Here is a 23,555-nt window from a genome sequence, read left to right on the forward strand (position 1 = left end):
TTTTTCTGAAATACTATGCATGCATAGTATTTTTTATGGCTTTTTTTGATGGCAAGGCTCAATGAATTGATATATATTTTCCTATTTTTGCTTGCCATTTTAGCTAATTATTAAATAGACACATCACATAGCATATGAAGACGTTACAATTTAGGGAAGCCATTGCCGAGGCCATGTCGGAAGAAATGAGAAGAGACGAGGCCGTTTATCTAATGGGGGAGGAAGTGGCCGAATATAACGGTGCATACAAGGCCTCCAAGGGGATGTTGGACGAGTTTGGCCCCAAACGTGTTATCGATACGCCTATTGCCGAACTTGGCTTTGCCGGTATAGGTGTGGGTTCGACCATGACCGGTAACCGCCCTATAATTGAATTTATGACATTTAACTTCGCCCTGGTCGGGATTGACCAGATCATCAACAATGCGGCGAAGATCCGTCAAATGTCGGGAGGCCAGTTTCCCTGCCCCATCGTTTTTCGCGGTCCCACGGGATCTGCGGGGCAATTGGCGGCCACCCACTCGCAGGCCTTTGAAAGTTGGTACGCCAACTGTCCGGGCCTTAAGGTAGTGGTGCCCTCCAATCCGGCCGATGCCAAGGGATTGTTGAAGTCGGCCATTCGCGACGACGACCCGGTCATCTTTATGGAATCTGAGCAGATGTACGGCGATAAGGGCGAAGTGCCCGAAGGCGAGTATACCATTCCCTTGGGGGTAGCCGATATCCGTAGGGAGGGAAGCGATGTAACGATCGTCTCCTTTGGAAAAATAATCAAAGAGGCGGATAAGGCTGCCGATGAGTTGGAAAAGGAAGGCATTAGTTGCGAGATTATCGATTTGCGCACCGTGAAGCCTATGGATTACGAAGCCATACTGAAATCGGTGAAGAAAACCAATAGGTTGGTCGTACTCGAAGAAGCCTGGCCCTTTGGCAATGTGGCTACCGAAATAACCTTCCACGTACAGGCCCATGCCTTCGATTATTTGGATGCACCGATTCAGAAAATAAATACCGCCGATACCCCGGCGCCTTACTCACCGGTTCTGTTGGCCGAGTGGTTGCCCGATTACAAGGATGTAATAAACGCTGTTAAGAAAGTGTTATATAAATAAGGAATACCGATCGGTAAAGGTACTTTTGCTTCGTCGTCCCTAAGGTCGGCGAAGTTTTTTTTTAATGGTACACTATTTGCTGGCTGTAAGGAGAATCGATAGTTAATGAATAAATTCCTCTTTTCGTTTTTTGTTTTGTTCGCTTACGTCGCCGCTGCGCAAAGTAAGGTCAGTGGCATGGTTGTAGACGAGTTTGGCAAACCCGTTGCGTATGCGAACATTATTTTCAAAGATTCGTACGAAGGTACCATTACAGACGATAATGGACAGTTCTACTTGGAGTCCGACACGACCTACGATACCTTGATGGTGACCTTTATCGGGTACGAAGACCTGATTGTTCCATTGACCTCCAAAGTCACCTACGACATGAAACTGCAGCTGAAGGAGTCGTCCGAGCAGTTGAAGGAAGTGGTCATCTTTGCGGGAAAACAGTCGAAAAAAAACAATCCGGCCGTTGAAATCTTAAAGAAGATTTGGGCAAAAAAGCGACAAAACGGACTGCGAAAGTTTAAGCAGTATGCCTATGACAAGTACGAAAAGGTAGAATTTGACCTGAATACGATCGACAGTGCACTGATGAAAAAGAAAATTTTCAAGGGGCTGGAGTTCGTCTTTCAAGATTTGGATACCTCGAGGATTACGGGCAAAACCTATTTGCCCATTTTTTTGAACGAAACCTTTTCGAGGGTCTATGGCGATAATCTATTGGGCGAAGAGAAGGAAGATGTACTAGGAAACAAAAATTCGGGCTTCGATAACAATCAGGCCATTATCGGTTTTATCGCCGACCTCTATCAAGACTACGACATATATGACAATTACCTCAAGTTTTTTGACAAAAGCTTTACCAGTCCGCTTTCCCGAACGGGCATAGATACCTATAACTATGCCTTGCGCGACAGCGCCTTTATCGACAACAAGTGGTGCTATAACATTGTGTACTATCCACGACGAAAGAACGAACTGACCTTTAAGGGCGATTTTTGGGTGAACGATACCACCTATGCCATTAAGAACATCAACCTGGAGGTGACCAAAAGTGCCAATATCAACTGGGTTAAGGAAATTTATATCGAGCAAGATTTCGAGGTGGTCAACGACAGTGTCTTCCTCCTGAAGCGCGATTATATGATGAGCGATTTCAGTTTCAGTAAGAAGGAGAAGTCACGCGGGGTGTACGGAAAACGGACCACGGTCTACGACAATTATGTCTTTGATCAGGAAAAGCCCAAACCTTTTTACAGGACGGAAAGCAACCTCTACGATCCCGTGGTGCAAAACCGCGATAGCGTCTTTTGGAAGAACAACCGCCTAGAAGACCTGAACAAGGACGAAAAGGGAATTTACCAGTTGTTGGATACCCTGAAGACCGTTCCCAAGTTCAAGTCGTACTACAACCTGGTCAGTATTTTGGGGTCGGGCTATGTGGAAATCGACAAATGGAACATGGATATCGGTTCGGTCTACGACGTGTTCGGGTATAATGAGGCCGAAGGGCCCCGGGTACGCCTGGGTGCCCGGACCTATTTTGGCGAAAACGACCTGTGGCGCTTGGAAGGTTACATGGCCTATGGGTTTACGGACCAGAAGGCGAAGTACGGTACCTCGGCCAAGTTTTTGCTTGACCGAAAGACCCGTTTGATCGTCTCCGGGGGCAATCGAAGGGATGTCGAACAGCTTGGCGTTAGCCTGACCGCCACCAACGATGTGTTGGGGCGCAGTATCGCCTCTTCCTCATTGGTTACCGTAGGGGCCAACAATAGGTTGACGAATATCAACCTCAGCAAGCTGAGCTTTGAGATGGAGCCCGTTACCAATTTACGGGTGGGTATTGGGGGCACTTTTAGAACCTTGCGGTCGGCACTGCCCGAAGACTTTAGCCTCGACTATATCGACCCGGAGCAACCTTCGGGCATCGCTTCGACGATCAGGCAGTTCGATTTTAACGCCTTGCTGATCTACACACCGGGCAAGCGTACCATTGGTTATGGCGTGGAAAGGCGGACCATCAACGACAACTACAGTACCCTCTTGCTGAACTATACCAAGGGGAACGAAGGGGTGCTCGATAGCGATTTCAGTTATAGCAAGTTGCAGTTCTCCTATAGCCAACCTTGGCAAATTGGCGGCTTCGGTAGGCTGTTCAGCACCTTGGAGATGGGCAAGACCTTTGGCGAGGTGCCCCTCGGACTGTTGAACGTAATACCGGGCAACCAGACCTTCTTTTCGAATTACGGAACCTTTCCCAACCTCGATTTTTACGAGTTCGTGACCGATACCTATGTGGCCCTGCATTTGCAGCACAACTTTAACGGGAGGCTGTTTTCTAGGATACCCCTGTTGAGAAAGCTCAATTTAAGGGAAGTGGTCGGCCTTCGGGGGGTATGGGGCCAATTGTCCGACGAGAATATCGCGCTCAACGCCCCGGCCACTATTGATACGCCGTTGCAGGCGCCTTCCGATAAGATCTACTACGAATACTCCTTCGGTATAGGCAACATATTAAAGATCCTTCGCATCGATTTCAATTTCAGGGGCAATTATCTCGACGCGCCCGATGCCAGGCCCTTCAGTGTTACAGGTACTTTTGGCTTCGATTTTTAAAGCATCCGATGATATCTTCGCATAACCCTACTTTTTGCTGGGTTTTTAGTGGTAATCGAGCTTAATCGCTAAGGTTTTTTCGATCAATGGCAATTAATTTTGTTAAGCTTGGATTTGTGTTCCGTAAAGCCCTGTTTTTTTGGATGCGGCACCCGTCCTACCTTCCATTTTTTGTACCTTCGTGCCGTTACATAAAACCACAAAAATGGGAAAGAAAACGAATATTACCTTTGATGTTTTAATAGAGATCCCGAAAGGGAGTAGAAATAAATACGAATACGATTTTGTACTGAATAAGATCCGTTTCGACCGAATGCTTTTTTCTTCCATGATGTATCCCGGCGACTATGGTTTCGTACCGGAAACCTTGGCGCTCGATAAGGATCCCTTGGATGTGCTCGTTATGGGTACCGAGCCTACTTATCCCATGGTAGTAATGGAAGTAAAGCCCATTGGCGTATTTCATATGACCGACGAAAAAGGGCCGGATGAAAAAATTATCTGCGTTCCCGTATCCGACCCGATCTGGAGCAACAACAACGATATCAGCGACCTGAATCCACATCGGTTAAAGGAAATCGAACACTTTTTTCAGGTATACAAGGATTTGGAGAAGAAGAAAGTCGATACCGGCGGATGGGGCAATGCCGAAGAGGCAATAAAGATTTATCACGAATGTGTCCAGCGCTACGAGCAAAGTGATTTAAAGAAGAAACGCACTTTTACGATATAATCAACGATACCCTTAAAAAATAGCCTTATTATTGATATAATAGGGCTTTTTTTATTTAATTCTATTTTACTACATTAGGTGCCGTTAAAAAAACTTAATTCAGTAAAGAATGGAATATATCGTAAAGTTTTTACCGGTATTCGGTGTCCTGGCCTTGCTCTACGTGGCCTGGAAAAATGCTTGGGTAGGCAAGCAGGAAGTTGGCAATGAAAAAATGGCGCGTATAGCCAAGAACATCGCCGATGGAGCCATGTCTTTCTTAAAGGCCGAGTACAAGATCCTATCCATCTTCGTGGCCGCGGTCGCTATTTTGTTGTTTTTTAAGGGAAGCAACGAAGTCGGTTCCAATGGCATGGTCGCAGTTTCTTTTATAGTAGGTGCCATCTGTTCGGCCTTGGCGGGCTTTATAGGGATGAAGGTGGCCACCAAGGCCAATGTACGAACAACGAATGCTGCACGGACTTCCCTGGGCAGTGCCCTTGAAGTGGCATTTGCCGGCGGGTCCGTTATGGGGCTAGGTGTAGTGGGCCTCGGTGTATTGGGACTAAGCGGGTTGTTTATGATATATAGCGGACAGGGATGGAGCCTCGGTGAGGTTCTCAACGTACTTTCCGGTTTTTCGCTAGGTGCCTCCTCCATAGCGCTTTTTGCCCGTGTAGGCGGTGGTATCTATACCAAGGCGGCCGACGTAGGTGCCGATTTGGTGGGTAAGGTAGAAGCGGGTATTCCCGAAGACCACCCCTTGAACCCGGCAACCATAGCCGATAATGTCGGTGACAACGTGGGCGATGTGGCCGGTATGGGGGCCGATCTCTTTGAATCGTATGTGGGATCCATCATTGGTACCATGGTATTGGGTGCGGCCTTTGTGCAGGTTGACGCCTTTGGCAGTGCGTTCGATGGCCTGGGGGCGGTTTACCTTCCCTTGGTCTTGGCCGCCATAGGAATTATTATGTCGATCATCGGAACCTTCTTCGTAAAGGTAAAGGAAGGGGGCAATCCGCAAACGGCATTGAACATTGGTGAGTTCGGTTCCGCCGCCCTGATGCTTGTGGCATCCTATTTTATTATCACCGCCATGTTGCCGGAGACTTGGTCGTTCGGTGGCGAGGCCTACTCTGCAATGGGGGTATTCTGGGCCGTTTTGGCCGGACTGGTGGCAGGGCTTGCCGTAGGTAAGGTCACCGAATATTATACCGGAACGGGTACCAAACCCGTAACTTCCATCGTAAGGCAGTCCGAAACCGGTGCCGCTACGAATATCATTGCAGGTTTGGGCGTGGGCATGATGTCGACCATGTTCCCGATTCTTATCATTGCCGCGGCAATTATCGTTTCGCACATGTTCGCAGGTTTGTACGGTATCGCCATTGCGGCCGTAGGTATGCTGGCCAATACGGGAATCCAGTTGGCCGTTGATGCCTACGGACCGATTTCGGATAATGCCGGGGGTATTGCCGAAATGTCGGAACTGCCCAGTGAGGTACGTGAACGTACCGATAAGCTTGATGCCGTTGGAAATACCACGGCGGCCATCGGAAAGGGCTTTGCCATTGCCTCTGCGGCATTGACGGCCTTGGCCTTGTTCGCCGCCTTTATGCAGACCGCGAACGTAACGGGAATCGATGTGGCCAAGCCTACCGTAATGGCCGGCCTTTTGGTAGGGGGGATGCTTCCTTTCGTATTCTCGGCCCTTTCGATGAACGCCGTTGGCCGTGCGGCCATGGCTATGATCGAAGAGGTGCGCCGACAGTTCAGGGACATACCCAAGTTGAAGGCGGCCTTGGAGGTTATGCGCCAGGTAGATTCCGATATGTCAAAGGCAACGCCCGAACAGCGCGCTATTTTTGACGAGGCGGATGGAGTGGCCGAATACGAAAAATGCGTGGCAATCTCTACCCAGGCGTCCATTCGTGAAATGGTACTGCCAGGCCTTTTGGCCATTGCCGTACCCGTAGCGGTCGGTTTTCTTGGTGGGGCCGAAATGCTCGGGGGGCTTTTGGCAGGTGTAACCACTTGTGGCGTGCTCATGGCCATTTTTCAGTCCAATGCCGGTGGGGCATGGGACAATGCCAAGAAAATGATCGAAGAGCAGGGAAGAAAAGGTACCGATGCCCATAAGGCCGCCGTTGTCGGCGATACCGTGGGGGATCCCTTTAAAGATACTTCCGGACCTTCGTTGAACATCCTTCTAAAACTCATGTCGGTGGTGGCCTTGGTAATCGCCCCCAGTATCGCCATGAACGTAACCGCGACGGCCGATGCCGATCACAAAACGGAAATTAAAGTGGAAATGCTTACCGATAAGGGCGATTTGGCCGAAGCTACCGTCGCTTATTCGACCTTGGTCAACGGGGAAAAAGTTACGGATCGCAAAACGTTTAAAGGTACGGAAGACGAAGTTAGAAAGCAGTTGCAAGACTTTGAGGATGAAACCAATAAATCAAAAGGGTCGGATGTCGAGATCAACATAGAACGTATTGATGTTCGCAAGTGAACATTACCAACTTGAACACGGAAAAGGGCTGCCAAAGGGCAGCCCTTTTTTATGGCCCATACCCCTCGCCTTTGCCATGTCGCTTACCGTCTTGGGGCGGTTTCGTAGGCATATGTTAAAAGGAGGGGCCCGCGAGGGGCCTCCGCACTAAGCTTTAATGGAATCGGGAAAATACGCCTTTGCGGTTTTAATTTTCATAAATATCGCGACTGGGAATGCCGGTTATGCAATTCTTGTTCTGCTCCCGAAATTGCAGTTTAAAGTCGGGGGTAAAGAGATTTCGATTTGCTAAATTTGACATCCTTAAATCGATTGTATGAAAAATATATTCCTTCCCCTATTGTTGTTGTTTTCTATATGTGCCAGTGCACAGGATGTTAAAATTCCGGTCTATGCCTGGCTAGGCGGTCCCGGCAAGGCAAGCGATCAAGAACTTCAAAAACAGTTTACGGATTTAAGGGAAAAAGGAATCGATGGCCTGTTGTACAGTGGCGGACATGACCCCGAGACCTATAAGCGTGTGGGCAAGTTGGTCAAGGAAGCGGGAATGGAGTTCCATACGTGGATTCCGACCATGATCCAGGGCGACCCCAAGTTAAAACCCGAGTGGTACGGTGTGAGCGGAAAGGGGGAGTCGGCCTATGAGATCCAGCCCTATGCCCCATACTACAAGTTTCTTTGTCCCAATAAAAAGGGAGTCCGTAAGTATTTAAAAAACCTCTATACAAGTGTGGCCGAGGTAGAGGAGGTTGATGGCATTCACCTCGATTACATTCGCTACCCCGATGTGATATTGGCGCGCGGACTTTGGGAAAAGTACGGCCTGATCCAAGACCGCGAATTTCCGGAGTACGATTTTTGCTATTGCGATACCTGTACCTCGGACTTTAAGAAGAAAAGCGGTATCGACATTACAGCAGTTGAAGACCCGACGACGGTACAGGAATGGAAGGAATACCGGTACGATGTCATCACGGATTTGGTAAACGAACTGAAGGAAGCGGTGCATAAGAAAGGGAAAAAAATAAACGCCGCCGTTTTTCCCGGGCCTTCGATATCAAAAAAGTTGGTCCGCCAAGAATGGAACGAGTGGGATTTGGACGCCTATTTCCCTATGAACTACAACGATTTTTATATGGCCAACACCTTGTGGATCGGTAGTTTGGTAAAGGAGGAAGTAAAGGCTGCGGGAAACACACCGGTTTACAGTGGTTTGTTTATCTGCCCCAGACCGTGGAACAAGGCCAACGAAAAGGATCCCGAGGGCCATGGCCTATTGCCCGAAGAATTGGGCGATGCCATTCGCGAATCCATGGAGAACGGTGCGGCCGGTATTTGTCTCTTTACCCCAGGTAGGATGACCGACGCCCATTGGGCGGCATTTGAGGAAGCCATACATAAAGAATATTCAAAAGAATAAGGACCGGTAAACAACCCCCGCCCTGCCCTTGCCGAATGGCGGTAGGTGGGCAAAGGGCTTTTGCTTTTGGCCGGGGCATAAAATGGTCCCGTCACGGTTTTGTAAGAGAATGGGATGTGGCCTTGGGTTTTAATCCGTTTCCTTTAGGTCTTTGTACATAATATAGGTGTCTACCAAACCCAATTGGGAATGTCTAAACCCTTTGGGCATAGTCCCGATGATTTTAAATCCGTATTTCTTCCATAAGGCTATGGCTCCCTTGTTGGTGCTTACCACAATATTGAACTGAATTCCCTCGAATCCATTTTTTCGTGCCGTTTCAAGCGAGTGCTCACATAGTTTTTTCCCGATTCCTCTGCCTTGCGCATCGGGTTTTACCATATAACTGCAGTTGGCAATATGGTTGCCCAAGTCTATTTGATTGGGTTTTATAATGTAGGTTCCAAGTATGGATCCGTTATCTTCGATTACATAGGTTTCCATATATTCGGCAAACCAATGCTTTTTCAGGTCTTCTTTCGGAGTGTTGGGATGAAAGACGTATGTGTCTCCCGTTTTAATGACCTTGGAGAATATCTCCCAAACCTCGTCAAGGTCGAGTGCTGTTGCTTTTCTAATTTCCAATTTTATTTTTTTATGCGACTACAACGAAGTATGGCCTTACACTTTTTAAGGCCGTGCAAAATTCATGAAATTATCATTAATGTTCATGTTTCTGGGGAGAATTCTTTTATAAAAAAACGAGGTTTATTTTCCCGTGGTACCCTATCGAGAATCGATAAAGGGGATAGAGTTTGCTTATGGGGTCTTTCTGACCTTTGCTAGGGTTTTACCATAAAAAGGCGCATCCCATTGTTTGTGGTGATGCGCCTTGGGCAGGCCTATTCCATACACTTAAAATAAGCCTCGAACGGTGTTGGCAATTATAAAAAAAGAGCAAAATTAGTTGCCGCCCACCCGGTTTATTTCCTCCAAGCTGTTTTTTCGAACTTCCCGTTCGGCTTTATTGCCTTTGTCAAAGCTATAGCGCAGGTTAAGGCTTACGGCCTGTTGCCAGAAATATTGTTTCAGGTTAAAGTAGTTTCCGCCGTAAGTGGCATCGACCTTCATGTCCATGCTCCTAAAAATATCGGAGGCCCTTAGGGAAACGTTCAGTTTATTGTCCATAAAAGAGCGTTTAATACCTGCATCTACCCACCATTGGCCGTCAATATTGTAAATTCCGTTAATCGTTGGTCCGTTGACCGTAGCGCTCACCTCCAGTTTAAAATCCGCTGGAAGGTTGACCTGGTGGTTGGTTTGGGCCATAAAATGGAGGTTGTTGTTATTGATTATTTCGTTGTCCATTTCCATTTTAAAGTTTTGATAGGTTAGGCTCAGGTTATTATTGGTTTGCCAGAAGGAAGCCAATTGGATCGGTGCAATTGCCGTAGCGTTGTAACCTTTGTAATAATCCAGGTTATTGGTGGTGTATGTTGATTTACCGGTTATGGGATCGGTAGTTGGTTCTTCGGCCATATAGTTTTTAGTATAATCGTAGCTCAGTATAAGGTTGTACTTTCTAAAAAAGGTCTGCCCCAATTTAATGACGTTGGATATTTGAGGCTGTAAATCGGGGTTACCTACGATAGACGTATTGGGATCCAAGTAAAACAGAAATGGATTCAGTAACTGGTAATTCGGACGGGTAATACGTCTGCTAAAGGAATAATTCAGTTTATAATTATCGTTTACTTGCTGTTCAACCGAAACATTGGGGAACAGATTTAGGTAATCGTTAGTATGGGTTTGGTCGAGGATAAAGGATTGCCCCTGGCCATTGGTTTTTTCTACGCGCAATCCTCCTTGAATGTTCCAGGTATCGTTAATGCGGTTGCTATAGTTTACATATCCGGCAAAGATTTCTTCTTCATATCGGAAGTCATTGCTTCCGTCTGGATCTAAGGTACGGCCTTCCCCTATGCCGAAATAGGCCTGCAGCTCACTGTTTGAAATTACCTTACTGGCCTTTACACCGGTTTCAAGTGTTGAGGTAGGGGACAAGGGTAGGCTGAAGTCGATTCTTGCGGCATAGATATCGTAGTCTGAGTTGTTTTCGTTGGATAGGGCTTCAAAGGGGTCTGAACCATCCTCGGAATACAAATAGTGATTCCTGAATTTTGATTCGCTTTCCTTTTGCAACCTAACGTAATCGACATCTGCCGATATACGGGTTCCCAGCGTATCGAGTTTTCCGGTATAATGAAGGTTGATCCGTGCATTTCCAAAACTTTCGTTCATATGGTTTTTGGCATCGATATCGACGGAGGTATCGTTGTTCATAATTCCAAGGCTTATAAGGTTCCAGTCTTGCTTGCGATCCTGGTACATAAAATTCCCCATGATCCCCAAGCTGTGCTTTTCGTTGAGGTCGTAGTCGGTTCCGAGCTTGAGCGATGGAACAAAACGTTTGCTGGTCTGTCTCCCATCCTGACTATAATAGCTATAGGCACTCACCTCCGGAAAGGTGCGGTAAGAGAAGGCATCCCGTACCAAGCCGCGTTGTGAGGCGTCTATGTTTAAAAAGGAGTTCCATTTTCCCTTTTTGTAGTTTATGTTGGCACCGCTGTTGAAGAGGGTTTGTCGGCCCATTTTTATTCCGCTATAAACACTTCCGTTTATACCGCTAAGGGTGTTCTTTTTAAGGGTGATGTTGAGTATGCCGGCACTTCCCTCGGCGTCGTATTTGGCCGAGGGGTTGGTAATAACCTCAATGTTTTCGATATTTTCTGCAGGCATGTTTTCAAGTAGGGTTTTAAGCTCTTCGGAAGAAAAATAAGTAAGGCGGTCATCTATCATTACGGCGACCCCGTCTTTACCGTTGATCTGAAAATCGCCATTTTGGGAGACAGATACCCCGGGTGCCTTGGTCAGCATCTGGTAAGCGGTGTTTCCTGCGGCAAGGGAGCTTCCTGCGACCCGCATTACCACTTTTCCGTTTTCGGCACGCACCTGGGGCCTCCAGGTCTTTACGACTACTTCATCGAGCATGGTGGTTTCTTCGTTCAGGGTGATACGTCCAAAATCCTTGTTGAATCCGGGACCGGTAATCTCAAATTCCGGGGTGAGGGTATTGGTGTATCCTATGGCGCTCAACCGCAGGTAATACTTTCCGGTAAGGTTGGGCTTCAAACTAAACTGTCCGTCTATATCGCTCATTGTTCCGGTAACCATGGTCGAGTCGGGCAGTTTCATCAAGGCGACCGTGGCAAAGGAAACGGGCTCCTCGTTCTGGTCGTACAACGTTCCGTTGAGGCTGGGGCCTTGGGCCAACAAAAATTGGCTTAGAAATAAGGCCATTGTTGCGAAAATTATCTGAAAAAATTTCATAACGGCAAATTTTAAGTTGTTGTGCTTTATCGTTTTCAATGGCAAATATGCCGTGATCGAAGGGCCTGTAGAAGGGGTTTCCGATGAATCGGGATATGGGGTAAATGAATCGGGATATGAAGGGAATGAAACGGAAGGATAGGTAAGCGAATTTTAGGAAATTGGCGGTAGTATAAGCATTGAAACCAAAGAAGTATGCGATCGGGAAAGAACAGGAATATTTTATACTTTTATCTTAAACACAAGGTATCTTTTATTAAACCAAAGGAAGAAAATAATAGCCTAACCCAAGGGGAATCGTCGCGTTCGCGTTTTTCAATGGTCCTTGAAAAAATCGGAATAGCGGCCCTCACCACCCTTGTCGTTTTTGAAGCGGTAGTCTATATGAATGTCGGGAAGGTGAAGCTCTTTTTCTCCATATATGAGTTGCAAGAGCTTTTCTTCGCATTTGTCTTTCTACTCTCGTTGTTCGGGACCCACAGTTTAATCTCGGTATGGATGAAGCATCGATTTTTCAAGGAAATCAACCCTTTTCTGAAGCTCTTTATTGAAATGCTGATCGTAATTTCCTCCACCTTGGTCATTTATATGGTAACCAATTACCTTCCCTTGGTCCTTATCTTTGGTGAGGAAGGGCTTTTGCCGGTACGTGTGAGAACGGCATTTATATCGGGCACCTTTATCTCCCTGTTTTTCTATTATTTTGTGGAGCGCGAGCGGCATAAAAACCAATTGCAGGCCGAAATGCTACGCTCGGCAAGGCTACAGAAGGAAAACTACCAAGCGCAGTTAGAGGGACTCAAAAACCAAGTGCAGCCCCATTTTTTGTTTAACAGTCTAAACGTTCTGAGGTCGTTGATCCACAAAGACCAAGAAAAGGCGACCGAGTTTACCCAAAGGCTGTCGGATCTGTACCGTTCTTTTCTTACCTATGGCGATGAGCCCTTGATTTCCCTGGAAAAGGAACTGGAAGTAAGCAAAGCCTATATTTTTCTGCTTGAAACCCGTTTTGGAAAGGCATTGCAAATAAGTTTGGACATACCCGAGGATAGCTTATCCTACTTTTTGCCTCCCGGGGCCTTGCAGACACTTATCGAAAACGCCATAAAGCACAACGGGTCCACGTCTAAAAAACCGTTACGGGTACGTATCCATACCGAGGATGGAAAGTTGGTGGTACGCAACAGGCTTAGCCCTAGGTTCGAAGAGACCACTTCGACAAAAACAGGGCTGAAAAACCTAAAAACGCGTTACAGCTTCCTTTCGCAAGAAGAAGTGGAATGGGTAAGGACGGAGGAGGAATTTATAGTCAGGCTTCCGTTGTTAAAAGTCGAGAATTATGAAAATAGTAATAGTTGAAGATGAGCCCTTGGCGGGAGATGCCCTCGAAGAACTCGTTCTAAAGCTCCGGCCCGATTATGAGGTGTTGGAAAGAATCGAGTCGGTCGAGGAAGGCATAGAATGGTTTGATACCCACGATGCGCCGAACTTGATCTTTTGCGACATCCATCTTTCCGATGGCCGGAGCTTTGAGATGTGGCGGGAGGTAAAAATCGACTGCCCTGTTATATTTACGACGGCCTATAACCAATACGCCATAGAGGCCTTTAAGGTCAACAGTGTCGATTATTTGTTAAAGCCCATCAAGGAGGAGGAGCTTCAAAAAGCCATTGAAAAGTATGAAAGCCTGCATAAGGAAGCGCTTTCCTCCGAAATGAAAAACTTGCGGAATTTGATTGAAAACTCCGTGTTGGAACGGGGGTATCGCGAAGTCAAGACCAGGTTTATGGTAAAAACCGGGCAGGTGATAAAGAGTATTTCCACGAGCGAGGTGGCCTACTTTATTGCGGAAGAAGGCGTGGTGCTGTTGGTCAATTTTAAGGGAAACCGCTTTGTGGTCAACTATACCCTAGACCAATTGGAAGCGCAATTGGACCCCCAGATGTTTTTTAGGGCCAACCGTCAATTGGTGGTAAACATCGAGGCCGTAAAGGAGGTAACGCCCTATTTTAAAGGTCGCCTGTATTTGCTTTTGGAACCGGCCCCGGACGGAGACCAGGTAATCAGTAGCGGAAAGGCGAACGCTTTTAAGGAATGGTTGGATATGTAAGGGCTTGGCGCACTTACGGGCTCGTGCCATGCCTGTCCATGATCGCTAGACATAGGGAACGGCGACTTCGATATTTCCTTTTCCCAATGCAAAAGAAACGTTTAGAAAAATGGTCCGTTCGCGGTTAGAAGACGATTCCAAGGGATCGAACCCATCCAGTTCAATATAATTTACTAGGTCTGAATGGAGTTTTTCTATTTTTTACTCTTCAAGTTCGATCCGTAATGACATTGAGACATCGGAAAACTGTTTAACATCGACTACATCCCCCGAATTGTTTACAATCCGATTTATTTTATCAAGCGCTGTATACCTGCTTTCTTTGCAATATCCCTTCCAAAAAAGAAATTCCTTAGCCATCTTTACTATTGTTTTACGTGGTGCACATCGAGGGCCTTACGGGTTGGGAACCCACGGTAATGGACCTTGGGTGTCGTTAAGTACCTCGCTTTGATGGCCATGTGTCGATACCGGTCTTTGCTTCGAGGTCTTGCACCATAAAAATAACGAATTTCCCGGCCGAATCACAGCAATATTTTCATGGAGGCCATGGCCTAGGCTGCATAACCGTTTGGGTTCTTTGGTTCAATGCGGGGTAGCATGCTTTGGGGGAGGGAGTATGTAAAAGGAGGTATCCCATACTTATACGGCCCTTTTTGAGGGGAATCAGTGGCCTGCAAGGGTAGGACCTTTGATTGAGGGACATATAATCCTGAACGGTATTGCTAATGATAGGAAAGGTATAATGGAGATGGGTGTTCTTGTTATGGTATGATTTCTAATTTGTTGGATGCCCTTGGCCTCTGAATAGACCAATGAATTTGATATTTAAGGGCACGATGGGCTCAACCGAGGACAGAATTACAAGCAATGCCAACGCCAGAACAATTATTTTAATCGGGATAACGAAAAAATTATGTAGAACCAAGAATAGCTTATACTTTTAGGGAGCCATAGTTATATGGCAAGGTATATTGTCCCAAATTGCCTTAAAAACCTACTTGTTATGAAATTGAAATGCGTGTTTTTCATTCTTTTCATTGCATTTACTACAATGGCAATGAAGGCAGGTAATTTGCCCATACCTGTATCGGTAAATGAAAGTATTACGGTTACGCTGTTTTTTCCTTCAGAGATCAAAAAGGTCATAGAACCGGCCCCCAACTATAAGTTAGAGTACGATCGGAATGGAAAAATGGCCACTCTTGTGGCCAGGAAGGGAGCGGCCAGTAACCTCACCGTTATTACCAAAAATGGTTATATTTTCTCGTTTTTGCTTCAATATGAAACCGAGGTCGATAATTTCACCTATGTGTTGGCAGAAGATCAGGCCATCGGAAAATTAAACGGGTCCTCAGTCGTTGAACTAAGTGGTACAAATGGCGATGTAACCATTCAAGATGAAAAACCGGTTGACCAAGAACCTATTGTGCAGATTGAAGTGACAACCTCCGAAACATCAGGTTCAAAAGAAAATAACGATACGGATAAAGAGGTTGGGGCTGAATTAGGACCTAGTGCGATGGCTACCGAGGAAACCCCGGAGAATGCGGGGAGTAGTCTTTACGATTCGGATAGGGAGGGCTATTACCGGATTTTTTGTGAAAATAGTTATTTACAAAAATCCAAGTTTAAAAAAATTTCGAATACGGTAAATTTAATCGGGCTGCAGCTAAACAATATTATTAAGGACCATAACGATTTACACTTCGTTTTAGAAGTAAAAAACAATTCTTGGAGCGATTATAAGGTGAAGTCGTTGCGGTTTTTTATCAAATCCTTGGAGGGTAGTCGCGAAATACAAGTTAAGGATTTGTTTATTTACAACCTCCAGGAATCCATTGCCGCCCATAACAGCAATCATCTTGTGTTTGTCTGCAAGGAATTTGTTCTGGGTGAAGGCCAAAACATTTATGTGTTGCTTGAAGAGGATGGGGGCAGGGAACGCTCTGTAATGCTAAGTTTGACTTCACAACAAATCAAACATAGTAGATAAATTTTGTGGTTTGTTGATTGCACTGGCCATTATTTGGCTTGATAAGTGCATCACTCCTTTTGTCTTGTCCATTGTTTATACTCCTCGGTCTCTATGGATCTTGAAGGGTCGATGATCTCGTTGCCTTCGGGATCGGTCTTATAGACGATTTTCTTATACCGGCGTTGGGGCTGGTTCGGGTCCCGGGGACGAATGGCGTACATGCCCCCTACCTGTTCGGGGAATAGTTCTTCGGGCTTTTGGACGATGAACAGGACATCTTCACGGCCACCGTATTCTTTGGGCACTTTGTAAAGTTTTAGCTCGGGGTCTTCGAAATAGCTGTACCTTTTGATGCGAAGGGTATCGCCCAAGGGCATGTAGACCTCGAGGTACCACCAACCGGCCGAAAAGCCGTATTGATTGAGGCCTTGATCTACTTTTTCGAAGTATGTAGATTCATAGTCTACCATTTTGATCAGGCTGGTATCACGATCTTTAAATCCTTTGTGGTACCATACAGGGGCCAGGTTTTCCAATTCTACCATACGGACGTCCTGGTCTTCTTTGGGAGGGTATTGTTGCTTTAAATTATCTGGCAAGCCCTCTAAATTAGCTTCCATCCAGTACCATTTATGATTTACTTTTAAGTAGTACATACCTAGATATACATAAACGTATTGGGCATGGCTATATAGTTCCTTGAATTTTTCCAACCATTTTTCGGGGTCTTGTTCATTGGCTTTGAAGTCATAGGGGTCTTCTATCTCTTTATTGGAAAAGGGATCTAGATATTTATGTTCGGTGGTGTCTCCATTAATTACCCAATTGCTATAATAATCCGAGGCACTTATTGTACCATCCTTCAATAATAAATTGGAATTTTCCATTTCACTATTTCCATCACCTAAAAACGTAGTTTTTTTAAAAACATGAAGATTTTTTTTCTCCTGTTTTTGTTCTTTATAACCATAAAATATAACATTCTTATTCTCTATATCAGCCAATACCGCCTCTTTAATCTCAAACTTTTTATCTAAGGGATTTGCTACCTTGTAGTTTTCTGAACCTTTATGTTTATGAAGCTCCTGATATTCGCTATGGGCAATTATTTTTTCTTTTTGTTTCATGTTGCAGCCTGTAAAGATTAGGATAATAGCAAGTAGTAGTATGCTCTTCATTTAATATGGTTTTAAAGGGCGTTTCAGAATTTTTACTGCTGTATTGTCTTGTTTGACTTGGGGCTTATCCTGCATTTCTTTATTTAAAATTTCTTTCCATGAATTGTCATTCTGTCCCAATTGCTTTATAAGACGGTCGATATCGGCTTGCTCCTTGTCAGTGAGAACAGGTTCTTCATACAGCTGTTTTTCGGCATTGGGATCTCCATAAACATAGGCTTTAATAACATTATTGACATAATCGGTATTTGCGAAAGTTGTGTTTATTAATAGTTTTTTTCCTTCTCCTTCAACATATTTTTTTGATTCTTCTCTTCTTTTCTTTTTTTGTTCAACAGATAATTTGCTTTCATCCTTTTCTTTATTACGATATTCCACCCTATAAAACTTGTTTTCCCCTGCCTTTTTGATCCGGTCCCAGATCGTCGTATTGCCCAAGCCATCTTCGAAATCTTTGTTTTTTAATATTTTTTCGTTCAACAGTAAACCTACGGGACTAAAGTGGGCATAGAGGTCTGCGGTCTGTAGGGCAGAATATTATTAAAACCATCGTTATTTGGTAATACTTTTATTGTCGCCGTATTGCTTCGATGTCAACGCGTTTGCTTGGTCCATTGTTTATACTCCTCGGTCTCTTCTGATTTTGAACTGTCGATGATCTCGTTGCCTTCGGGGTCGGTCTTATAGACGATTTTTTATACCGGCGTTGGGGCTGGTTCGGGTCCCGGGGACGAATGGCGTACATACCGGCCACTTGCTCTAAATGGGCGTCCTTTGGTTTTTGTACAATGAACAAAACGTCTTCACGGCCTCCGTATTCTGTGGGTACTTTGTACAGTTTTAGCTCGGGGTCTTCATAATTGCTATATCGTTTGATGCGAATGGTATCGCCCAAGGGCATGTAGACCTCGAGGTACCACCAGCCGGCGGAATATTTATAACTGTCCAGACCTCCTTTTTCTTCGTAATAGGTGGACTCATAGTCGATCATTTTGATTAGGCTGGTATCACGATCTTTAAAACCCTTATGGTACCATACAGGGGCCAGGTTCTCCAATTCTACCATACGGACGTCCTGGCCTTCTTTGGGGGGGTGGTTCTTTACAAAGCCATCATCAACAATGTCCAGATTGTATTTGATGAAGTACCATTTCTTATCAATTTTAAAATAATAATTCCAAGAAGATTCATATACGTACGAAGCTTTATTATATAGTTCATTGAATTTTTTCAACCATTTTTCGGGGTCGGTTTCTTTGGCCTTAAATTCATAGGGGTTTTCTATCTCTTTATTGGAAAAAGGATCTAGGTATTTATGCTTGGAGGTATCTGAATCTATCAACCAATTTATATAATAGTTACTGTTCCAAAGCGTACCGTCTTTTAGTTTTGAATGGGCCTCAGTGGAATCTATTGTGTTGCCGATTAAGTCTAGTCGTAAAATATGGTACTCAATCTTATCCTTGTCTGTGGATTTTGGTTCAAAAAAGGAATTGACAAATACTTTTTCTTGAATGGTATCCAACTCAAAATAACTTGCCTTATTTCTTAGGGGAATTATTTCTTTGACTTCGTAATTTTCACTTCCCTTATGAAGGTGTAGTTCTTTGAACTCAGAGAGATTTATAGATTGCCTCTCTCCCAAGGAGCAACCGTTTAAACCTAATATTACGGATACACGAAGAATAAGCTTTGCATTCTGCTTTATGAAGTAAATTGCCTTGGCTATTTTTTGTCCTTTTTCCATTGTTTGTACTCCTCGGTCTCTATGGATCTTGAACGGTCGATGGTTTCATTACCTTCGGAATCGGTCTTATAGACTATTTTCTTGTAGCGGCGTTGGGGCTGGTTCGGGTCTCGGGGGCGGATGGCGTACATGCCCCCTACCTGTTCGGGGAATAGTTCTTCGGGTTTTTGGACGATGAACAGAACATCTTCACGGCCACCGTATTCTTTGGGCACTTTGTACAGTTTTAGCTCGGGGTCTTCATAATTGCTATATCGTTTGATGCGAATGGTGTCACCTAAGGGCATCGGTATTTCCAAATACCACCAGCCGGCCGAAAAGCCGTATTGATTGAGGCCTTGATCTACTTTTTCGAAGTATGTAGATTCATAGTCTACCATTTTGATGAGGCTGGTATCACGATCTTTAAATCCTTTGTGGTACCATACAGGGGCCAGGTTCTCCAATTCTACCATACGAACGTCTGAATCTTCTTTGGGAGGGTATTGTTGTTTAAAATTATCTGGGAGACCCTCCAAATTGGCTTCCATGAAATACCATTTGTTATCTAATTTAAAATAGTAAAACCTCATAAAAATATATATATATTGGGCTTTTTGATATAGCTCTTTAAATTTTGCTAACCACTTTTCAGGATCTTTTTCGCTGACTTGAAATGTATGAGGGGTATCAATTATTTTTTTGGAAAAAGGATCAATATATTTATGCTTGGCCGTATCCCCATTGATAATCCAATTGTTATAGGCATTAGTCTCCCATGCTGTTCCATCTTTTAACACTCTACCTGAAACACGTCTCTTTTTTATGGTTGAGCCCAATAAATCCGCTATATAAGTTCCAGATATATCAGATGAATTTCCTTTAATTTCATATGCTCTAATCAGTACAGTTGCTGTGGTTGTATCGATTGCAATCTTTATAGATTCTGTTCTACCAAAGAAGTCCGACACTTCAGCTTTTTTTCCTACAATTTCAATTATCTCATAGTTTTCGCTACCAGGATTATTGTTCAACTCTTGAAAATTTTTGAATTCTACAATTTGTGATTTCATATGACAACCCGAAAGGCTAAAAATCAATATTATTAGTATTGTTATTTTTTGAAACATATTATTCGTTGTCAAAGCTTTGAATATACTTTTGTATTTTTTCGATTTCTTGGTTAGTGGGCATTTTCATTTCAGTAGCCTTTCTTAAGTGTTCAGGAACACTATCACCTATTTGTTTCATTAATTTCTCAAAGGCCGCAATTTCCTTGTCCGAACGTTTTGGTTCATCGTATAGCTGTTTTTTTGCTTCACCATCATTATGTACATAGGCGTTGATGACATTTTGGATATAATCGGTATTGGCAATCGTTGTATCAATCAAAACATTCATTCCATCCCCGTCTACATAATTTTTTGCTTCAATTCGTTCTTGTTCTTTCCATGCTTCCTTTTCTTCATCGTTCAAATCTTTGATTTCTTTTGGAGTTTTGGAATACTCCACCCTATAAAATTTGCTTTCCCCGGCTTTTTTGATGCGTTCCCAAATGCTGGTATTGCCAAGGGAATCTTCAAAATACTTGCTTTCAAGAATTTTTTCATTATGAATAAATTCAACCGGGCTAAAGTGGGCATAGAGGTCGGCAATTTGAATACGGGCATAATGATAGACTACCATTCTATATGCTTTTTTTAATTGTTGACTTTTAACGACCTCCTTTCCCTTTTTGTACAAGGGGGAAATTAAAAATTCTGTTAAGGTCATTTTGCGTCCCGTAAGTCTTTCATATTCTTTTTTTAAGCGTTTGTATTTGGCCATGGCATTGCCCCAGTCAATGGCTATACTCCTATAGTCATTCCACGTCTCTATTTTGACTCCATCTTTGGCTTTTTTGTCTTCTTTTGCATTTAGGCGAGGAACAGCAGCATACGGGGGTATCACTAAAAAGCCTCCTTCCTTCAACTCCACGATTTCCTTGCCTTGGTCTTTAGCATAATGAGCGGGAACTTGATTACTAAAAAATTCAACGCTAAATAAGGTGCTGTCTATTTTAGGGTCACAGGCACTATCTATCTCTGGAATATCCCCATCCCTACAAACGATATCTGCATGATCGTTGGTAAATGTGAACTGTACCGCACGTTCTTTAATGGCATTGAAGTCGGTGATAGCCTTTACATGTTCGTAGATACCTCTTTTATTTCTTAATTTATGGTGTTCCTGGCTAAATAGTTCCGAGATGCCGTTCAGGTACTTTAAAATATTATAATCTTCTTTATTAGCTCTGATTTGCTTAACAACAGTATTTACTTTACCCAATTTTCCGCCAAATAAAAATAATCCCTTATCTAGGATGGATATGGTATCCCAAAAATCACTGTCCGCATGAAAATGTTGTGTCCTGGCCTTGATGAATTTATCATATTCATGGTCCCATAGGTTTTTAGGTTGGTGTACGCCCAGAAATATCAGATTGAGGGGTATTTGTTCCCACCCCAGTTCGTTGGCATATTTCATTGCACCCAAGGCAAAACCCACACCGGGGGCATTGCCCTGACTGTGCATGACTATGGTTATGGGTTTATAGGCAGGTGAGTAGCTCTCGATATAGGGTACTTTTTCCTTGGTCTCGTCGACTTCATCCTTCGGGATGATTCCCCATTGGTACATGGCCCAATGATACCCTTGGGCAATACCATGGTCCATGCGATGGGCGGCATTGGATCCCAGGCCATGGGATCCGTTTAAAAAGTGTTCGCGGTTCTCTGCGTTAAAATATTTGGCATAGGTTTGTGAACCCCTGTGAAAATTACCAATTTGGTTCCAATAGCCCCAAAATGTATCTTTTATTTCTTCCGATGTAAACTCTGGGACAGATTTTAAAACGGTCGGAAGATTAATTTTCATTTCTTGGATAATCGGCACCGTTAAGGGTATGGGACTTAACGGGGGGACCACCGGAGATGTACGTAAGGGAAAAGGAGCTAAATTGGGAATGTTTCTTATCAGCTCCTTTTTCAAAGCTTCCCTTCTTTCCTTTGCATCTGCCTGATCTTTTTTTATTTTGGCATTAATATTTTCCAGTTCAAGAGGGGTCAGCATGTCATCGGGATCCAATTTATCGTCTTCATTCATATTATGGCCCCTTCTTAGTCCAGGATCGGGTTCATCCGGGTTGAAATCCAAAAGTGCATTGAGAGTGCCTCCCATAGAAGAACTTAAATACCCGTTGGCAAAAATAATTTCCCCTTTTAACTCAGGGTATTTATCATCAAGTTCAGGTTCCTTTTTACCCGTTCCTACTAAATCTTGTCCTACATCCTTGATGGTTATCGTTCCACCTTTTTCACATTGTATTTTCGAATCGGCCATTAAAAAGGTCTTATCGCCCATGGTCGATTTCTTGCTCGTCAGTCGCCACTCTTTAAATACAGGGGAACAAGGCGGGTTGGGTGAAGAGCAAGTACAAGATCCAAAAAAAGGAGGCTTCAGCATCTTATCTTTATTGGTGGCTTTCAATTTTTTCTTGACTCTTACCTTTTGTTGTGAGGTCACGACCAGTTCCCCTGGGGCAGTTCCCAATGTGCATTCCAGTTGTGCCCCCTCCACTACGTAATCCCGTCTTGCCATAATTCAATTTATTTTTTTTTTGAAGTTTTTATAAAGTAAATACTCGTCAATAGTATTGTAAAAGCGAGACCACCCAAAGCTCCAGGAATTATGCATGCGGCCATAGCTAAGAGTACGAACATCCCAGATCCTTCGGCAAGATGGTTTCCTATTAAATACCCAAGTATAATGCCAATGAACGCACCAATTAGGACACCTGTGATGTTGAACAGTATTGAGCCAATTACTCCAATTTCTTTTTTGGCCATTTGAACGTTAGGTTAATAAATTTGATTGATTCTTTCTATCACATTGAATAAGACTATGGTGGTCAATCCCCATAATCCACGGCTTCCTTACTTTGCAGGGTAAGTTTTCCTTTGCTGTCGATCAGCATTTCCCCTTGATTGGTCTGTACAAAAGATTCCCCGGAAATCTGCTCTAACTTTTTGCCAATACTGATTTCTTTATTGTCAAAGACCCGTTCGATTCTATTTTTGGTATCTGTCTCGTAATTTTTCTTGACCGATACCTTTTTATTGCCCCCGATTTCCACATCCATATTTTCCTGTACGTTGAAACGTACGTTTTTGGCATTGAACTCCATGTCGCCTTGGGCGCTTAGGGTCATTTTCCCTTCCGTGGTATTAATATGGATACTGTTGCCGTTTTTATCTTGGATGGTAATCATTTCCCCGCCATCGGTATCGTTCAATTCTATGATGTGGCCACTTCTTGTCTTGATGGCCTTGATGTTGTTGTCGGCATCGGCAAAGCCGCTATGGGCACTGCTGTTAAAGCCGGCACTGAGTACAAAGGGTTTTTCGGGGTTGTCGGCCTCGAAGCCGACCAAGACCTCTTCCTCCTTTTCGGGGATGAAGTAAAAGCCCTTTCCGCTACCGGAGTAGGGGGTGGCCATCTTGATCCAGGGGGTACTGGTGCCCATGGCCCTTTGCCAGGGGAACTGTACCTTGATACGTCCGAGTCCTTCCGGATCGGCATTGTCGAGTACCCAACCTCGTTGTGCGCCCGATCGGGGCGCTGCAAAGCTGTTGGAGTAGGGCAGGTGCTCGGTGCCCTCGGGTACGCCCTCGAACTCGTTGCGGTAGTGCCCGCTATGGTCGAAGCGGTGCACGACCTTGGTGATGTCATAGGAACCGTAGGGGTCCTTTTTCGTCTGGTCGGAGAAGTTGAGCCCTTCCAAGAT

At 44.4% G+C, this 23,555-nt stretch carries 18 protein-coding genes; 9 read left to right on the plus strand and 9 right to left on the minus strand.

From position 1 onward, the window contains the following. Positions 1-134: 134 nt before the first annotated feature. The 5 genes from BUB37_RS17135 to BUB37_RS17155 all read left to right on the plus strand — a co-directional run bounded on the left by BUB37_RS17135 (position 135) and on the right by BUB37_RS17155 (position 8,369). A complete protein-coding gene (locus BUB37_RS17135) occupies positions 135-1,112 on the plus strand; it encodes a pyruvate dehydrogenase complex E1 component subunit beta (protein WP_072995049.1) in 978 nt (325 codons plus the stop codon). A 105-nt stretch (positions 1,113-1,217) separates the two neighbouring features. After that, positions 1,218-3,719, plus strand: a complete 2,502-nt coding sequence (locus tag BUB37_RS17140) for a DUF5686 family protein (RefSeq protein WP_072995050.1) — start codon at positions 1,218-1,220, stop codon at positions 3,717-3,719. A gap of 205 nt (positions 3,720-3,924) precedes the next feature. Next, positions 3,925-4,452, plus strand: a complete 528-nt coding sequence (locus tag BUB37_RS17145; protein ID WP_072995051.1) for an inorganic diphosphatase — start codon at positions 3,925-3,927, stop codon at positions 4,450-4,452. A gap of 109 nt (positions 4,453-4,561) precedes the next feature. Then, positions 4,562-6,949 (plus strand): sodium-translocating pyrophosphatase, encoded by a 2,388-nt coding sequence (locus tag BUB37_RS17150; protein WP_072995052.1) that lies wholly within the window; start codon positions 4,562-4,564, stop codon positions 6,947-6,949. A 316-nt stretch (positions 6,950-7,265) separates the two neighbouring features. Then, positions 7,266-8,369, plus strand: a complete 1,104-nt coding sequence (locus BUB37_RS17155; RefSeq protein WP_072995053.1) for a glycoside hydrolase family protein — start codon at positions 7,266-7,268, stop codon at positions 8,367-8,369. Between the two features lie 129 nt (positions 8,370-8,498). On the opposite strand, the gene BUB37_RS17160 is transcribed toward BUB37_RS17155, so the two are convergent. Further along, a complete protein-coding gene (locus BUB37_RS17160) occupies positions 8,499-8,993 on the minus strand; it encodes a GNAT family N-acetyltransferase (protein ID WP_072995054.1) in 495 nt (164 codons plus the stop codon). Between the two features lie 318 nt (positions 8,994-9,311). Further along, the gene (locus tag BUB37_RS17165) at positions 9,312-11,738 is read right to left on the minus strand and encodes a TonB-dependent receptor (protein WP_072995055.1); all 2,427 of its coding nucleotides are present in this window, start codon (positions 11,736-11,738) and stop codon (positions 9,312-9,314) included. A 19-nt stretch (positions 11,739-11,757) separates the two neighbouring features. On the opposite strand from BUB37_RS17165, the gene BUB37_RS21965 reads away from it, so the two are divergent. The 4 genes from BUB37_RS21965 to BUB37_RS17180 all read left to right on the plus strand — a co-directional run bounded on the left by BUB37_RS21965 (position 11,758) and on the right by BUB37_RS17180 (position 15,844). After that, a complete protein-coding gene (locus tag BUB37_RS21965) occupies positions 11,758-11,880 on the plus strand; it encodes a hypothetical protein (RefSeq protein WP_262987431.1) in 123 nt (40 codons plus the stop codon). A gap of 53 nt (positions 11,881-11,933) precedes the next feature. Continuing rightward, positions 11,934-13,097 (plus strand): sensor histidine kinase, encoded by a 1,164-nt coding sequence (locus BUB37_RS17170; protein WP_072995056.1) that lies wholly within the window; start codon positions 11,934-11,936, stop codon positions 13,095-13,097. Next, entirely contained in the window at positions 13,078-13,848 is a 771-nt protein-coding gene (locus BUB37_RS17175) for a LytR/AlgR family response regulator transcription factor (protein ID WP_072995057.1), read from the plus strand. The genes BUB37_RS17170 and BUB37_RS17175 overlap by 20 nt, the downstream gene beginning before the upstream one ends. Positions 13,849-14,854: 1,006 nt before the next feature. Further along, the gene (locus BUB37_RS17180; protein ID WP_170863182.1) at positions 14,855-15,844 is read left to right on the plus strand and encodes a DUF4138 domain-containing protein; all 990 of its coding nucleotides are present in this window, start codon (positions 14,855-14,857) and stop codon (positions 15,842-15,844) included. Positions 15,845-15,894: 50 nt separating this feature from the next. Here BUB37_RS17180 and BUB37_RS17185 read toward each other — a convergent pair whose 3' ends face one another. The 7 genes from BUB37_RS17185 to BUB37_RS21670 all read right to left on the minus strand — a co-directional run. Continuing rightward, positions 15,895-16,713 (minus strand): hypothetical protein, encoded by an 819-nt coding sequence (locus BUB37_RS17185; RefSeq protein WP_139278129.1) that lies wholly within the window; start codon positions 16,711-16,713, stop codon positions 15,895-15,897. Between the two features lie 291 nt (positions 16,714-17,004). Continuing rightward, a complete protein-coding gene (locus tag BUB37_RS17190; protein ID WP_072995060.1) occupies positions 17,005-17,484 on the minus strand; it encodes a hypothetical protein in 480 nt (159 codons plus the stop codon). A gap of 88 nt (positions 17,485-17,572) precedes the next feature. Continuing rightward, positions 17,573-18,751: a hypothetical protein gene (locus BUB37_RS17195; protein WP_072995061.1), complete on the minus strand. Its 1,179-nt coding sequence runs from the start codon at positions 18,749-18,751 to the stop codon at positions 17,573-17,575. Beyond that, positions 18,730-19,875 (minus strand): hypothetical protein, encoded by a 1,146-nt coding sequence (locus tag BUB37_RS17200; protein ID WP_212635315.1) that lies wholly within the window; start codon positions 19,873-19,875, stop codon positions 18,730-18,732. Before BUB37_RS17200 ends, BUB37_RS17195 begins: the two co-directional genes overlap by 22 nt. Then, complete coding sequence (locus tag BUB37_RS17205; protein ID WP_072995063.1) at positions 19,862-22,369, minus strand: DUF4280 domain-containing protein; 2,508 nt, start codon at positions 22,367-22,369, stop codon at positions 19,862-19,864. Before BUB37_RS17205 ends, BUB37_RS17200 begins: the two co-directional genes overlap by 14 nt. Positions 22,370-22,377: 8 nt before the next feature. Then, complete coding sequence (locus BUB37_RS17210) at positions 22,378-22,617, minus strand: hypothetical protein (RefSeq protein ID WP_072995064.1); 240 nt, start codon at positions 22,615-22,617, stop codon at positions 22,378-22,380. A gap of 62 nt (positions 22,618-22,679) precedes the next feature. After that, a partial coding sequence (locus BUB37_RS21670; RefSeq protein ID WP_244526879.1) for a phage baseplate assembly protein V occupies positions 22,680-23,555 on the minus strand: 876 nt, incomplete at its 5' end.

Origin of the sequence: Pseudozobellia thermophila (assembly GCF_900141855.1) — a bacterium.
GTDB lineage: Bacteria > Bacteroidota > Bacteroidia > Flavobacteriales > Flavobacteriaceae > Pseudozobellia > Pseudozobellia thermophila.